Here is a 13,813-nt window from a genome sequence, read left to right as displayed (position 1 = left end):
TAATACTGGCTACTTATACAGTTGTTGGCGGCCGTCAGGCCCTCTTGATCACGTGAGGACTTCAATGGACGAGAATAAGAAGCGCGCTTTGGCTGCTGCCCTAGGCCAGATTGAAAAGCAATTTGGTAAAGGCGCTGTCATGCGCATGGGCGATCACGATCGCCAGGCAATCCCGGCAATCTCTACCGGGTCTTTGGGCTTGGACATCGCGCTGGGTATTGGCGGTTTGCCAAAAGGCCGTATTGTCGAGATTTACGGTCCTGAATCCTCGGGTAAAACCACGCTGACATTGTCGGTTATCGCTGAAGCACAAAAGCTTGGCGCTACCTGCGCATTCGTCGATGCCGAGCATGCCCTTGACCCTGAATACGCTGGCAAGCTGGGCGTCAATGTTGACGACCTGCTGGTTTCGCAGCCAGACACCGGCGAGCAGGCGCTGGAAATCACCGATATGTTGGTGCGCTCAAACGCAGTCGACGTCATTGTGGTCGACTCCGTAGCGGCACTGGTGCCAAAAGCGGAAATCGAAGGCGAGATGGGCGACATGCACGTCGGCCTCCAAGCGCGTTTGATGTCGCAGGCGCTGCGTAAAATCACGGGTAACATCAAGAACGCCAATTGCTTGGTGATCTTCATTAACCAGATCCGTATGAAAATCGGTGTGATGTTCGGCAGCCCGGAAACCACCACAGGTGGTAACGCCCTGAAGTTCTACGCCTCGGTACGTTTGGACATTCGTCGTACGGGTGCGGTCAAAGAAGGCGATGAGGTTGTCGGCAGTGAAACTCGCGTAAAAGTGGTGAAAAACAAAGTTGCACCGCCATTCCGTCAGGCTGAGTTCCAGATTTTGTACGGCAAAGGCATCTACCGTAATGGCGAAATCATCGACCTCGGTGTGTTGCACGGGTTCTTGGAAAAATCAGGCGCCTGGTACAGCTACCAAGGCAGCAAGATTGGTCAGGGTAAGGCCAACTCGGCCAAGTATCTGGAAGATAACCCAGAGATCGCCCGCACTGTTGAGGGCCTGATCCGTGAAAAGCTGTTGGTTCCAGCCACGCCTGCCAAGGCGGGTGCTGAAGCGCCGGTTGACGCTGAAGTCGACGCTTAAAGCTTGAGCGCAATACTCGACAACCCCACAGCCGTTAGGCGAGCCGCAATGGATTTGCTGGCTCGCCGCGAACATGGGCGTGTTGAGTTAGTGCGTAAGTTGCGCCAGCGCGGCGCAACGGATGATTTGATAGACCCAGCCCTCGACCGGTTAACGGAAGAGGGCTTGTTGTCTGAAGCGCGCTACCGGGAAAGCTTTATCCGCTACCGTGCCCGCTCGGGTTACGGGCCTGTACGTATACGTGAAGAACTGACTCAGCGTGGCTTGGTCCGCGCCGAGATTGAGCAAGCATTGGCCGAAAGTGGTATCGATTGGGCCGAGCAGCTTGCCGATGTCTGGCAGCGCAAATACGCCGGGCAGTTGCCACAGGATATGCGTGAACGGGCCAAGCAAGGCCGCTTCTTGAGCTACCGCGGTTATCCGTTGGAGCTTATTGGTAAGCTGCTTAGCGGCAGGCTTAACGACTAGCTGCTCAGCCAGTTCTGATCGACGTTAATCAAATCAATCATCTCGCGCAGGCGACCGTGGTTACGGCCGTTGAAGTCGAAGATCAAGCGCGGCAGGTTTGCCAGTTCGGCAGTATCCTGGTCTTCATCCGCCTTGTCCTGGAGTTCGAAGTCGCCATTCTTGCTGATATCACTGAACTCACGGCGTATCGCCGTCAGTGCCGAGTCGGTGAGCGGGTGGTTGAGGCGAATGACAAAGCGTTTGTTCAGCCAGCGACTGGAGTTGTAGTTGCTGTAGAACTGGGTGATCTGCGCAACGGCCGCCTCGGCGCTATATACCAAGGTCATCAAGTTCAGGTCGCTGGCAAGAATATAGCCATTGCCTTTGAGTTGGCGCTCGATGAATTGCAACGCCTCTTGCCAGAAGTTACCGCCGGGCTGATCGAGCAGCACTACCGGAACCAGCGGGCTTTTACCGGTTTGAATCAAGGTCAGGACTTCGATGGCTTCATCTAGCGTGCCAAAGCCGCCGGGGCACAGTACCAAGGCGTCGGCTTCCTTGACGAAAAACAGTTTGCGCAGGAAGAAGAAGTGGAACGACAGCAGGTTGGCCGACCCGTTGACTGTCGCATTGGCGTTTTGCTCAAAGGGCAGGGTGATATTGAACCCAAGGCTGTTATCAAGCCCTGCGCCTTCGTGCGCGGCGGCCATAATGCCGCCACCCGCGCCGGTGACGACCATCAAGTCGTGGTGGGCCAGTTGGCCGCCCAGTTCACGAGCCAGTTGGTAAATCGGGTGATCAACCGGCGTCCGTGCAGAACCAAATACCGTGATCTTGCGCCGGCGCTTGAATTGTTCAAGCACTGAAAAGGCATGCTCCATTTCGCGCAGGGTCTGCAGCATGATCTTTGCGTCCCAGCGATTGCGGTCGGCTTGGCCCATGCGAATAACCGTGATCAGCATTTCACGGTACAGTTCACGATTAAGGCTGTTGGCGGGTGCGATCAGCGTTGTCAGTTCATCGACTTTGCTGCGCAGATCAATGCCACTGGTTTGGAAATGCCGGGCCAGGTAGTCGTCCGGTTCATCAGGCATGGGGTGGCTCCTTGGCAGAAGTGCAGCCAGCGTTTCACAAGTATGGCTTGGCTGTGGCAACTTGAAAGGCCATTGCTGGGTGACAGGCCGAAGGCTGGCATGAGCAACCTTGCGTTGCACATGCCATTGGAAGGCTTATTGGCCGCAATCGCCTTTGTCGAATGTTTCGCGAACGATTGGCTTGTTGGTTTTGTACTCAGTGAATTCGTAGCGCAGTTCTGCACCTTCATTGAGCAGCTTATGGAAACCGCCATTGGTGCAGACGCTTTTGCCCAGTTGTGCTCGCACTGAGTCGAGATTGTTGCGCATTTGCGCGGCATGGCGCGGCTGCACGCTTAAGTGGTTAATCAGAGTATGACCTTCAACCGTGTAGCCTTGGTCGAGAATGTCCGCGTTGATGGCGCGAGGTGTGCCGACGCTGCTTTCCTGAGCGACGCTTTGCAGCATTTTGGTCAGCTCATAATCTTTAAGCGAGGAAGCATGGGCAGCAAGGGGTAGGCTCAGGGCCAGAGTTAGAGCAGTTAGGCGTAACATCCAAGTCTCCACAGTCATTTCAATCCTTCGACAGGTAAGCACCTGCAGAGGTTCAGCAGAAGACCATGATAACGCTCAAGTCTTTGGTCGGCAGCAAAATTAGCCCCGGCGGTGTGCGAAAGCCGCTCATGCCGGTCAGTTAAGCCAGATGCGCTGGGCTTTGTTAGACTGCGCGCCGATTAATGCAGGATTGACTATGCAAAGCTTTTTTTATCATGGGGTGTGTGCATGAGCCACGCTGTAGCGCGTTTGCGCGATGTGCGTTTGGCGCGCAGTGAAAAACCGTTTCTGGCCCGTGGCTCCAAGGCTTTGCGCTGCAATCAGTGTCGAATCGCCCAGACCCATTGCCTGTGCGCCTGGCGTCCGCGTATTGAGGCGCAGTCCGCCATGTGTCTGATCATGCATGACGTTGAAGTGCTTAAACCGAGCAATACTGGGTGGCTTATTGCTGATGTAATCGCCGACACCAGCGCCTTTGGTTGGCTGCGCACAGAAGTTGACCCAGGGTTGCCGGCGTTGCTCAATGATCCGCAGTGGCAGCCTTATCTGGTATTTCCGGGTGAGTATGTGGCGCCTGAAAGGGTGGTTAGCGAGGTTAGGGTCGAGCCAGGCAAGCGGCCTTTATTCGTGCTGCTGGATGCGACGTGGACCGAAGCGCGCAAAATGTTCCGCAAAAGCCCTTACCTCGATAATCTGCCGGTGTTGAGTCTCGAGCCTGAGCGCCTGTCGCGCTACCACCTGCGCCGCTCGACCCGCAATGAGCAACTGTGTACCGCAGAGGTCGCTGCATTGTGTCTTGAGTTAGCGGGTGATCAGCGCGCTGCAGACGGCTTAAATGCGTATTTTGATGTGTTCAGTCAGCACTATTTAGCGGCCAAGGCGCCGCGAGCAGTGGATCTGGGCGATCCTGTGCATCGCCGGTTACAGCCGTTTTTGCAGTAGGCACAAACGGCTGCCGCTTCTTTGCGCTTATACCGTAGCGGCGATGCCAACGACTGGCTTTTTCGGCCATAGCTGAGCCAGGAGCATACCGGCGAACATTAAGGCACAGCCTATATAGCCGCGTAGCTCAAGTGTCTCACTCAGCAAGATTGCGCCTGCAATCGCGGCAAATACAGCTTCCAGGGAAAGGATAATCGCCGCATGGGAGGCGATCGCGTGTTTTTGTGCGACCACCTGAAGGGTAAAACCAATGGCAACCCCAAATATGCCGCCGTAAATGATCGCCGGGGCGGCCGCAATAATTGATTCCAGCGCAAAAGGCTCGAATATCAGCGCCAGCGTCATGCTGATCACGGCGCACGTGACAAACTGAATCACCGCAAGGCGCAGTGGGTCATGACGGGTCGCAAAAAAGCCAACCAGCAGCACATGAATCCCCCAAACAAACGCCCCTGCCAGTTGCAACCAATCACCCGATGCGACAGTGAAGCCTTCACCCACACTGAGCAAAAACATGCCGATAACCGCCAGACTTGCGCCTAGCCAGATGCCCATGCCGCTGCGCTGACCGATGAACAGGCCAAGTATGGGCACGATAATGACGTAGAGGCCGGTGATAAATCCGGAATTAGTCACGCTGGTGAACAACAGGCCAACTTGTTGTAAGTTGATGCCAATGGCCAATGCGAGGCCCATGATCGCTCCGCCGCACAACAAGCTTTTATCCAAGGGCGGTTTCGCCGCCGCTTTACCGCGCGAAAGCAAAGGCAGCACAGCGAATAGCGCCACTGCAGCCAGTGAGAAGCGTAAGCCGCTGTATAGAAATGGCCCGATTGAGTCCATGCCTAGACGTTGTGCAACAAATGCGGAGCCCCAAATGATGGCGGTGACTAGCATCAAAAGATCGGCGCGCAGGGCTTGGCTTCGCATACAAAAGGCTCATTAATTTCAGGGGCGCTGACTTTGCCGGAAAGTATTGCGCTTGACCACCCCGTATTCGCTCGGCATGCTGGGCGCCGCCTTAGGCGCATTTGGGGCTCGCGCCGGGTGCAGGGGTTGCTAAAGTGTTGAATTAAGTACCAGTTGAAATACCTCTTGCCCTCATAAAAATAACGGGATCTGCCATGGCTGTTTACGAAATCCTGATCGCTGATGACCATCCTTTGTTTCGCAGTGCGCTGCAACAAGCGCTAACCCTGGGTTTAGGGCCGGGGGTGCGGCTGGTTGAGGCGGCAAGCATTGCTGAGTTAGAAAGTCGTTTGACTGAGAAGCCGGATTGGGACCTGGTTTTGCTCGACCTGAATATGCCGGGCGCCTATGGCTTTTCCGGATTGGTCTTGCTACGTGGCCAGTACCCGCAAATACCGGTGGTAATGATCTCTGCCCAGGAAGAGTCTGCAGTGGTATTGCGCTCTAAAGAGTTTGGCGCCAGTGGCTTCATTCCAAAATCCAGCTCGCTTGAAACCATCCAACAGGCCGTTCGTCTGATTCTAGATGGTGAGGCGTGGTGGCCAGAAATCAGTGCCGAGGCGCAGAGCGTGTCCGCTGAAGCCAAAGCGGCGAGTGCGGGTCTTGCCAGTCTGACGCCGCAGCAATTTCGCGTATTGACCATGGTGTGTGAAGGCCTGCTGAACAAGCAGATTGCCTATGAGCTGGGTGTTTCAGAGGCAACAGTGAAGGCCCATGTCACTGCGATATTTCGCAAATTGGGGGTGCGGACACGAACGCAGGCAGCATTGTTGTTGCAGCAACTCGAAAGTATTCCTAGCGCTACAACGGTTTGAGTTGAATGACGGTCTCGGCCTTGGGGTTGAAGCCGTTCCTGTCACCCTGAAAAAATCAGACTTTTATCGGCGGTTGGCGTAGCCTGCCGTCCTTTTCTGTTAGTGGTTATCATCTTATGTCTCCATTCAAGGGCCAGACTGGCCTTAGGCGCATCCTCAATGCGACCGGTTATTCTCTCGATGGACTGCGCGCGGCATTTACCGGAGAGGCTGCATTTCGTCAGCTGGTACTGCTCAACGTGGTACTGATTCCGCTGGCGTTGGTTATTGATGTGAGCAGAGGCGAGCGGGCGATGATGGTCGCGGTTTGCTTGCTGGCATTGATTGTTGAACTGCTCAACTCTGCGGTTGAGGCGGCGATAGACCGTATTTCACTGGACCTGCACCCGCTGTCAAAGAATGCCAAAGACATGGGCAGCGCCGCCCAGTTTGTTTCGCTTTCGCTGATTGGCTGCGTCTGGCTGATTATTCTGCTCGGCTAACTGCTGCAGCGGTCATTTCGGCCAGTCGCAAGCACTTCAGGCAATTGTCGGCAATACGATCTCATCGCTGCGGGTGACCCCGGCAGTCAGGGTCTGACACAACTCCAGAAACGCGCGCATCGCCGCGGTTTGGTACTTTTGTTGATGCCAGATGAAGTAAAACTGGCGGCGTAGATCCAGGTCCGGCGTTTCAACGGCCACCAGGCTGCCGCGACGAAATGCATCGCGCAACGCAAGGCGTGAAATACAGCCAATACCCAACCCCGACTCAACCGCGCGCTTGATCGCCTCGGTATGTTCCAACTCCAGGCGAATATTCAGCGGATTAGGGTGATGACGCATGGCTTGATCGAAGGTCAGGCGGGTGCCCGAGCCCTGTTCACGGAGAATCCAGGCTTCGCGGCTAAGCTCATCTACGCTGGCTATTTTGCTTTGCGCCAGTGGATGTTGCGGCGCACAGAAGACTACAAGCTCATCTTCCACCCATGGCTGCACTTCAATATCGGGGTGTTGGCAGTCGCCTTCAATCAGCCCCAGATCCAGCTCGTAATGCGCCACTTGCTGTACCACATGGGCGGTGTTGTGTACCTGCAGCTTGACCCGGCATTCGGGGTGCAACTGCATAAAGTTGCCAATCAATAAGGTGGCCAGGTAATTGCCCACTGTCAGGGTGGCACCGACATTCAAGGTGCCAAAGCCGCTTTTTCCGGCCAGTAGGCGCTCAATCTCTTTGGTCTGGTCAATCAGTGCAACCGCTTGCGGCAGCAATTGATGGCCCAGGGCATTGAGGGTCAGTCGTTTGCCAGCACGATCGAATAATTGGCAGTCGGTTTGCCGTTCCAGCTCAGTGACCGATGTACTGGTGGCCGACTGCGAAAGGGCTAAGGATTCGGCCGCACGGGACACGCTTTCTTGCTGGGCAACAGCAACAAATACCTGGAGTTGTCTAAGCGTAAATCGCATATCTATATAACCGATAACCTATATCTTAATAATTCACTTAACAGATATTGTGCGCGCCTCTAGAATGCAGCGCAATTACCCACAGTGGGTAGCGTAATTTAGCGAGGATACCTGCATGAGCAATTTGAACGTCGAGCGTGTGCTCAGCGTCCACCATTGGAATGACACGCTGTTCAGCTTCAAAACCACCCGCAATGCCGGGCTGCGTTTTGAAAATGGCCAGTTTGTAATGATTGGTTTGCAGCAGGATACAGGTCGCCCACTGATGCGTGCGTACTCGATCGCCAGCCCGAACTACGAAGAGCACCTTGAGTTCTTCAGCATCAAGGTGCAAGACGGTCCGCTGACTTCGCAGTTGCAGCACCTTAAGCCAGGTGATGAATTGATGGTTAGCCGCAAACCAACCGGCACCTTGATTCTTGACGACCTGCTGCCAGGTAAGCACCTCTACCTGTTGAGCACTGGTACTGGTTTGGCGCCCTTTATGAGCGTGATTCAAGACCCTGAAACCTATGAGCGCTACGAAAAAGTCGTGCTGGTTCATGGCGTTCGCTATGTTAACGAAGTGGCCTACCGTGAGTTCATCACCGAGCACTTGCCGAAAAATGAATACTTCGGTGATGCCCTGAAAGAGAAGCTCATCTATTACCCAACCGTAACCCGCGAAGAGTTCGAGAATCAGGGCCGCCTGACCGACCTTATGCGCAGCGGCAAATTGTTCCGCGATATTGGTTTGCCGCCCATCAACTCGCAAGACGACCGCGCAATGATTTGCGGCAGCCCGAGCATGCTTGATGAAACCAGCGAAGTGCTGGACAGCTTCGGCCTGAGTGTTTCCAAGCGCATGGGCGAACCAGGTGACTACTTGATCGAACGGGCTTTCGTCGAGAAGTAACAAAAGATCAGTGCCATAAAAAATCCCACCTAGTGGGATTTTTTTTGCGCCCCGGCCTTACAGGCGCCCCCGGTGCTTGACGCTCTTGTAGGTGGTTGACGCTTTTTTCAGCCACCATTGGCACCACAAATATTTAATAATTTGCCACGCCATGGTGGCCAAGCTTCGCGTTGACGCACCCTACGACGGCCCTGAGCACGGCCTCGCTCTAGGCGCTGGTTGGTTTCGCGCGCAGCCTATCGAGGGCAAGGCGATCCTCATCACGCCAGGCCATGATCACTAGGCAACCGGCAAAGATGATCAGCGAGGGGTAAAACAGCGCATTGCTGCCGGTAAAGAACCAGCTCCATGGATCAATCACCGATTGGGCGACGGCAAACAAAGTCGCAGCGCTGAGGAGCAATTGAATGGGGTAGACCCAGCGGCGCAGAAAGCCGGCCACCACTAATAAACCGGCCAGCACCTGTAACACGCCACCCGCTTGGATCAGGTTATCGGCAGCGAACATGCCCATGTAAAATTTGTTGGCGATCGCAACGCCGTGCTCAACATTGACAACTTTATCGATGCCCCAAATCACCAGCAGCCAGCCGAGTGAGATGCGCAGCAGTAACAGGCTCCATTGTTTCATCGGTAGATTTTTCCTTGAGAGAACGTGCGGATGAGTTGTTATTGGGACTGAGAGGTCCGCAATAAATTACAAGCACGTCTGTCAGCAAAAAATCATGGCATCCAATCCTGATGAGGGAGGCGCTGCTGCAAAACACTCAGTTCAAGACCCCGCAACCACCTCCAGAACACAGATCTTGTCCGGCTGAGGGTAGTGCCAACGTACCTCAACATCCCACAAGCGGGTGCCATATCGGCGTTCGGGCTGAGGGGCTTGATACGCCGGGCGTGGATCTTGCGCCAGGCATTGCTCAATCAGCTCCAGCAGGGGCTGTTCGAGGCGTTGTGCATGTTCCAGGGCTTGTTGGAGGGCGAGGGGTTGCCAATCGACTTCAATCAGCGGCGGCGCGTTGCCTGCCATGCGATTGGTTGCGTGGTGGATGCAGTCGGCGTAGGGCACATAGGGCTTTATATCCAGCACTGGCGTGCCGTCGAGCAGGTCGATGCCCGACAACCAGAGTTTACCCGGCTCGACGTTGTCCAGCGCTACCACCGATTGACCAATGCCATTGGGTCTATGGGTGGCGCGAGTGGCGAATACGCCCATCGACTGATTGCCGCCCAGCCGTGGCGGACGCACTTTCAGGCGCGGTTTGTCTTCAAGGGCTTGGTGAAACATAAACAGCAGCCAAACGTGACTGACCTGTTCGAGCCCCTGAATCGCTTCTGGCTGATCGAATGGCGCGACCAACTCCAATACGCCGCGTGCGGCAGGCGCCAATTGGGGTTGGCGCGGAATGGCGAACTTTTCTTTAAAGCAAGAGCGCACAAAGCCGATGGGCGAAACGGTGTAAGACATTGCAGGCGGCCACTGTTGGAGATCGCCTATCTTAACCGCAAAGCGCAGATTGAATTAATCCGCGTGGACACTGCTAGAGGCTAAAGCCGCCATCAATCGGGATAATGTTGCCGGTCATATAGGCGCCGGCTGTACTGGCCAGACTAATTGCTAGCGCGGCCATTTCCTCCTCACGGCCCCAGCGTTTCATCGGGATCACCGCCGTGTCCTCGGCCATTGCTTGATCATCATTGGCGATGTGCTGGGTCATCTTGCTCGGGAAGCGCCCGGGTGCAATCACGTTTACGTTGATGTGCTGTTCAACCAGTTCCCGCGCGAGCATCCGCGACAGCTGATGCAGCGCCGCTTTGCTTGGGCCGTAGGCGTAGGCGTTTTCACCGAATGAGCTGATCCCCGCCACCGAACCGATATTAATCACCCGCGCCGGGTTGGCGCTGCTTCCGGCTTTACGCAACAGCGGCAGCAATTGCTGGATGCAACTGAAGACGGAGGTGACATTAAGCTGCATGACTTTTTCCCAGCCCTTGGCCGGGTAGGACTCCAGCGGCGCACCCCAGGTGGTGCCGGCGTTATTGACCAGAATGTCCAATTGCTGGAGTTTACCGCCGAGTATTTGGGCCAATGCCTGCACGCCTTCTTCGGTCGCCAGATTAGCAGCAATGCCATGGCAGATGCCAAACGCGCTCAACTCTTTTGCGGTATCTGCGCAGGCCTGCTCGTCGCGGGCGCACACGTAAACGGTTGCGCCTGCTTCAACAAAGGCTTTGGCGATCATCTTGCCGATACCACGGGTGCCACCGGTAACCAGGGCGGTGCGGTCTTTGAGGGAAAAGTAGGGGTGCATGGCGAGTCCTTGAGTAGACAGATGCCATCACCCTAATCGGCTAGCGCCAACAGTGGATGCACTATTGTTGGCGCAAATACAGCGCCATGTGCGGCGCAGAGTCGTGAATGACTAGGCGCGTTCGCGCAGGGTCAAGCCTTTGAGGAAGTTGCGCAGGAACTGGTCGCCACAGGTACGGTAGTTGCTATGGCCAAACTTGCGGAACAAGGCGCTCATTTCAGGTTTCGACACCGGGAAGTCAACGCTTTGCATGATCGCGTGCATGTCATCTTCTTTCAGCTCGAAAGCCACGCGCAGTTTTTTCAGCACCATGTTGTTGGTCATTGGCAACTCGAATGGTTGCGCTGGGCGGCTGTCGTCCTTACCGCGCTTGAAGTAAACCAAGCCGTCGAGAAAGTGCGCCATAAGCTCATCGTCACAGGCGATAAAACCTTCTTCGTCTTCTTTTTTCAGCAGCGGTTCAAGCTCGTCAGCGGTGACTGTTTTGCCACTCAGTTGGATGATTTCGGCCAGCTTTGCATCGTTGACATCGAGCATGTAGCGCACGCTGCGCAGTACGTCGTTATTAAGCATTTTGGATTCCTGATAAAGGCGCAGGCAGCATTCGGGCCAGCTACGCAAAAAATAAGTGGTGGGCGCAGTGCTTAGAAGCGCTCTTTTGCCGCGAGGTAGCGCCACTGGCCGGGTGCAACTTTTGACATGGGTACGCCGCCGACGCGAATGCGCTTGAAGCTCAGAACCTTGAGTCCCACTTCATTGCACATAAAGACGATCTGGCCGGGTATCGGGTTTTTCAGGGCGAAGCGTAAGCGGGTTTCGTTCTGCCAACTGACTTTGCAGGGTGGCAACGCATAGTTATTGAACACCAGGCCGTGATTAAGCCGCTTGAGATCACGCTCGCTAAGCTCGCCGCTCACTTCAACCACATACTCTTGCTCCATCTTGACGATGTCATCACGCAGTTTGCGCTCGATACGCCAGTCTTGGGTCAGTACATGCAGGCCTTCTGCACCCGCCTGCAGCGGAATGCAAGGCGTGAGGTTAAGCAAATGGCCTTTCAGTGGGCGGATGCCAGAGGCGTCATCTGGCCAATGGCTGGCAGTGCTGAGTTCTTCAGTGATGCGATCTGCAGTGTTGTGTCCCGGCGGGATATGCACCAGCAAGGTAACCGGGTCCAGCGGTGCGGCAACGGCATTCGGGTGCAGCACAACCTGCTGCTCGGCCACCTTGAAGTGCGGGGCATCAATCACGTCGCCATCCACCGTCACCCAGCCACCCTCAATGTACAGCTCAGCTTCGCGGCGGGAGCAGCCGGTCAGTTCGATCAGGCGTTTGGAAAGGCGTATTGGCTCGGTCATCTGGCAGTCATCAATAAAGTAATCCTCCTATTGTAACTGGCCGCAGCGCTTATGTACGGATGAGTCGGCGTTTCCTCTGAACACTGGCGTGCCCGATTTGAGGCGGTTGAACCATTGGTCACCTATTTAATGAACAATTCTCACTGGGTGGGATTGATATTTCATTAAGTGAGAAAGTTCGCGCACCATAAATCCAAAGGAGCGGCCATGAACTACAAAACCCCAACTGATCGCCTGCTACAGATATTGGTTGCCTTGGGCCAAGCCGACGAAGTCATCTCGGCCAAGGAGTTATCTGAAAGCCTCCAGCAGCCTTTGAGCAGCACCTATAGGCACCTGAAAACCTTGCTGCGCTGGGGGTTGGCTGAAGACAACGGCCAAGGGCGTTATTTGCCTGGGCCAACGTGCATGCAACTGGCAAAGAAGTTTGATCGCGACGCGGTGTTGGTGACATTGGCCAAGCCGGAGCTTAAACGCTTGGCCGAATTGAGCCGTGAAAGTGTCGCCTTGATGGTGCCAAGCAATGGTCAGGCCATTTGTGTGGAATTGGTCGACAGCCAACAACCGCTGCGTTGCTGCTATCAGAAAGGCTTGGCCCAGCCGCTACTGATCGGGGCTTCGGCTCGCGCCTTACTGGCTTTTATGGACCCTACGCAAAGCCTGAGGGTACTGGCGGATAAAGGCATAGAAGGGGTTGTGCTGGACGATTACCTGCGCAACTTCGATGAAATCAGGCAGGCCGGTTATGCGGTTTCAAAAGGTGAAATTGATGAGGGTGTCTGGGGTGTCAGTGCGCCTCTATTTGATAGTCGCGAGCGCCTCCACGGTGTGATCAGCTTGATGGCTCCCGCGTTCCGGGCAGAACAACGCAGCGATCAATTGATCCGCTGGACACAGGATGCGGCGCTGCGGGTTAGCGTGCGTCTCGATTGATATTTAAGAGATCCAACATATGACTGTCACCCCAGATATGCAGGTATGGAGCGGCCGCACCGATGCTGCTGAAGGGCAAAGCGCATTGCGTTGGCACCAATGGGTGCAGCCATATGCATCAGAGCAAGCCCCTGGTGTGACCTTGTTAGGCTTGGCCAGCGATGAAGGCGTAAAGCGTAATCAAGGCCGTACCGGTGCGCGTCAAGGTCCGTCTGCGCTGCGCAAAGCCCTGGCTAATCTGGCGTGGCATGGTTCTACACCGGTGTATGACGCGGGTGACGTCGCCTGTGACGGCGCAGCGCTGGAAACCGCACAACAGCACTATGCAGCCAAGATGAGCGAGATGCTTGGTCGAGGCCACTTGGCGCTGGGGTTGGGCGGCGGACACGAAATCGCCTTGGCCAGCTTTACCGGACTGGCAGACCACCTGCGTAGCCAAGAGTCGAAGCCGAGAATTGGCATCTTGAACTTTGATGCGCATTTCGATTTGCGCTTCGCTGAGCAGAGCAGTTCCGGTACGCCGTTTTTGCAGATTGCCGACTATTGCCAAGCCGCCGGCATGGATTTTGAGTATTGCTGCCTGGGCATCAGCCAGCACAACAACACCCAGTCGCTGTTTGATCAAGCGGAAAAACTGAATGTGCGCTTTCTGCTCGACAGACAAATGCAAAGCTGGAACCTGCCCGGCATCGAAGCCTTTCTGCAAGCATTCCTCAGCACTGTTGATCACTTGTATATGACGGTCTGCCTGGATGTTCTACCCGCAAGCCAAGCCCCGGGTGTGAGCGCGCCATCGGCGCACGGTGTCGATCTGACGGTGGTCGAGCATCTGGTTCGGCTTGCAAGAGCCAGCGGCAAATTGCGCCTGGCCGATATTGCCGAGCTCAACCCAAGTCTTGATCAAGACGCACGTACTGCTCGTATCGCGGCCCGCCTGTTGGCGAGCATGGTCATTTGAGGT

Annotated in this window: 17 protein-coding genes; 8 read left to right on the top strand and 9 right to left on the bottom strand. The window is 55.4% G+C overall.

All coding sequences use genetic code 11. The annotated features are described in order from the left end of the window. Positions 1–64: 64 nt before the first annotated feature. Positions 65–1,108 (top strand): recombinase RecA, encoded by a 1,044-nt coding sequence (gene recA, locus AACY09_RS03410; protein WP_339486073.1) that lies wholly within the window; start codon positions 65–67, stop codon positions 1,106–1,108. A 3-nt stretch (positions 1,109–1,111) separates the two neighbouring features. Next, a complete protein-coding gene (recX, locus tag AACY09_RS03405; RefSeq protein WP_339486072.1) occupies positions 1,112–1,576 on the top strand; it encodes a recombination regulator RecX in 465 nt (154 codons plus the stop codon). Here the strand turns inward: recX and AACY09_RS03400 are convergent. Next, positions 1,573–2,649 carry an LOG family protein gene (locus AACY09_RS03400; RefSeq protein ID WP_339486070.1) on the bottom strand — a complete coding sequence of 359 codons (1,077 nt, stop codon included), beginning with the start codon at positions 2,647–2,649 and terminating at the stop codon, positions 1,573–1,575. The two genes, recX and AACY09_RS03400, sit on opposite strands and share 4 nt — an antisense overlap. 135 nt (positions 2,650–2,784) lie before the next feature. Further along, entirely contained in the window at positions 2,785–3,183 is a 399-nt protein-coding gene (locus tag AACY09_RS03395) for a quorum-sensing-regulated virulence factor family protein (RefSeq protein WP_339486068.1), read from the bottom strand. A gap of 228 nt (positions 3,184–3,411) precedes the next feature. On the opposite strand from AACY09_RS03395, the gene AACY09_RS03390 reads away from it, so the two are divergent. Next, positions 3,412–4,125 (top strand): tRNA-uridine aminocarboxypropyltransferase, encoded by a 714-nt coding sequence (locus tag AACY09_RS03390; RefSeq protein ID WP_339486067.1) that lies wholly within the window; start codon positions 3,412–3,414, stop codon positions 4,123–4,125. A gap of 27 nt (positions 4,126–4,152) precedes the next feature. On the opposite strand, the gene AACY09_RS03385 is transcribed toward AACY09_RS03390, so the two are convergent. After that, entirely contained in the window at positions 4,153–5,055 is a 903-nt protein-coding gene (locus AACY09_RS03385; protein ID WP_339486066.1) for a DMT family transporter, read from the bottom strand. A 194-nt stretch (positions 5,056–5,249) separates the two neighbouring features. Here AACY09_RS03385 and erdR point away from each other — a divergent pair, with 194 nt between their 5' ends. Together erdR and AACY09_RS03375 are read left to right on the top strand one after the other, a co-directional pair. After that, on the top strand, positions 5,250–5,909 hold the full coding sequence (gene erdR / locus AACY09_RS03380) for a response regulator transcription factor ErdR (RefSeq protein ID WP_339486064.1): 660 nt from the start codon (positions 5,250–5,252) through the stop codon (positions 5,907–5,909). A gap of 116 nt (positions 5,910–6,025) precedes the next feature. Further along, positions 6,026–6,391 carry a diacylglycerol kinase gene (locus AACY09_RS03375; protein ID WP_339486062.1) on the top strand — a complete coding sequence of 122 codons (366 nt, stop codon included), beginning with the start codon at positions 6,026–6,028 and terminating at the stop codon, positions 6,389–6,391. Positions 6,392–6,427: 36 nt separating this feature from the next. Here the strand turns inward: AACY09_RS03375 and AACY09_RS03370 are convergent, their stop codons facing one another. Further along, positions 6,428–7,354 carry a LysR family transcriptional regulator gene (locus AACY09_RS03370; RefSeq protein ID WP_339486061.1) on the bottom strand — a complete coding sequence of 309 codons (927 nt, stop codon included), beginning with the start codon at positions 7,352–7,354 and terminating at the stop codon, positions 6,428–6,430. 115 nt (positions 7,355–7,469) lie between these two features. Here AACY09_RS03370 and fpr point away from each other — a divergent pair, with 115 nt between their 5' ends. Further along, the gene (gene fpr, locus AACY09_RS03365) at positions 7,470–8,249 is read left to right on the top strand and encodes a ferredoxin-NADP reductase (RefSeq protein ID WP_339486060.1); all 780 of its coding nucleotides are present in this window, start codon (positions 7,470–7,472) and stop codon (positions 8,247–8,249) included. Positions 8,250–8,457: 208 nt separating this feature from the next. Here the strand turns inward: fpr and AACY09_RS03360 are convergent, their stop codons facing one another. From AACY09_RS03360 to AACY09_RS03340, 5 genes are all read right to left on the bottom strand, one after another. Continuing rightward, positions 8,458–8,880 (bottom strand): DoxX family protein, encoded by a 423-nt coding sequence (locus tag AACY09_RS03360; RefSeq protein WP_339486059.1) that lies wholly within the window; start codon positions 8,878–8,880, stop codon positions 8,458–8,460. A 141-nt stretch (positions 8,881–9,021) separates the two neighbouring features. Further along, the gene (gene tsaA, locus AACY09_RS03355) at positions 9,022–9,717 is read right to left on the bottom strand and encodes a tRNA (N6-threonylcarbamoyladenosine(37)-N6)-methyltransferase TrmO (RefSeq protein WP_339486058.1); all 696 of its coding nucleotides are present in this window, start codon (positions 9,715–9,717) and stop codon (positions 9,022–9,024) included. Positions 9,718–9,790: 73 nt separating this feature from the next. Continuing rightward, positions 9,791–10,561, bottom strand: coding sequence for an SDR family oxidoreductase (locus AACY09_RS03350; protein WP_339486057.1), 771 nt, complete (start codon positions 10,559–10,561; stop codon positions 9,791–9,793). Between the two features lie 111 nt (positions 10,562–10,672). Next, positions 10,673–11,134, bottom strand: a complete 462-nt coding sequence (locus AACY09_RS03345; protein WP_339486056.1) for a YehS family protein — start codon at positions 11,132–11,134, stop codon at positions 10,673–10,675. Between the two features lie 71 nt (positions 11,135–11,205). Then, complete coding sequence (locus AACY09_RS03340) at positions 11,206–11,919, bottom strand: rRNA pseudouridine synthase (protein WP_339486054.1); 714 nt, start codon at positions 11,917–11,919, stop codon at positions 11,206–11,208. A gap of 207 nt (positions 11,920–12,126) precedes the next feature. On the opposite strand from AACY09_RS03340, the gene AACY09_RS03335 reads away from it, so the two are divergent. After that, a complete protein-coding gene (locus tag AACY09_RS03335) occupies positions 12,127–12,852 on the top strand; it encodes an IclR family transcriptional regulator (RefSeq protein ID WP_339486052.1) in 726 nt (241 codons plus the stop codon). 19 nt (positions 12,853–12,871) lie between these two features. Then, positions 12,872–13,810, top strand: coding sequence for a formimidoylglutamase (gene hutG, locus AACY09_RS03330; RefSeq protein ID WP_339486050.1), 939 nt, complete (start codon positions 12,872–12,874; stop codon positions 13,808–13,810). Positions 13,811–13,813: the final 3 nt, after the last annotated feature.

The sequence above is a fragment of the Pseudomonas sp. EL_65y_Pfl2_R95 genome, from assembly GCF_963971045.1.
Classification (GTDB): domain Bacteria; phylum Pseudomonadota; class Gammaproteobacteria; order Pseudomonadales; family Pseudomonadaceae; genus Aquipseudomonas.
The sequence above is the reverse complement of the archived record's forward strand: the minus strand, read 5'-3'. Positions and strand labels throughout refer to the sequence as shown.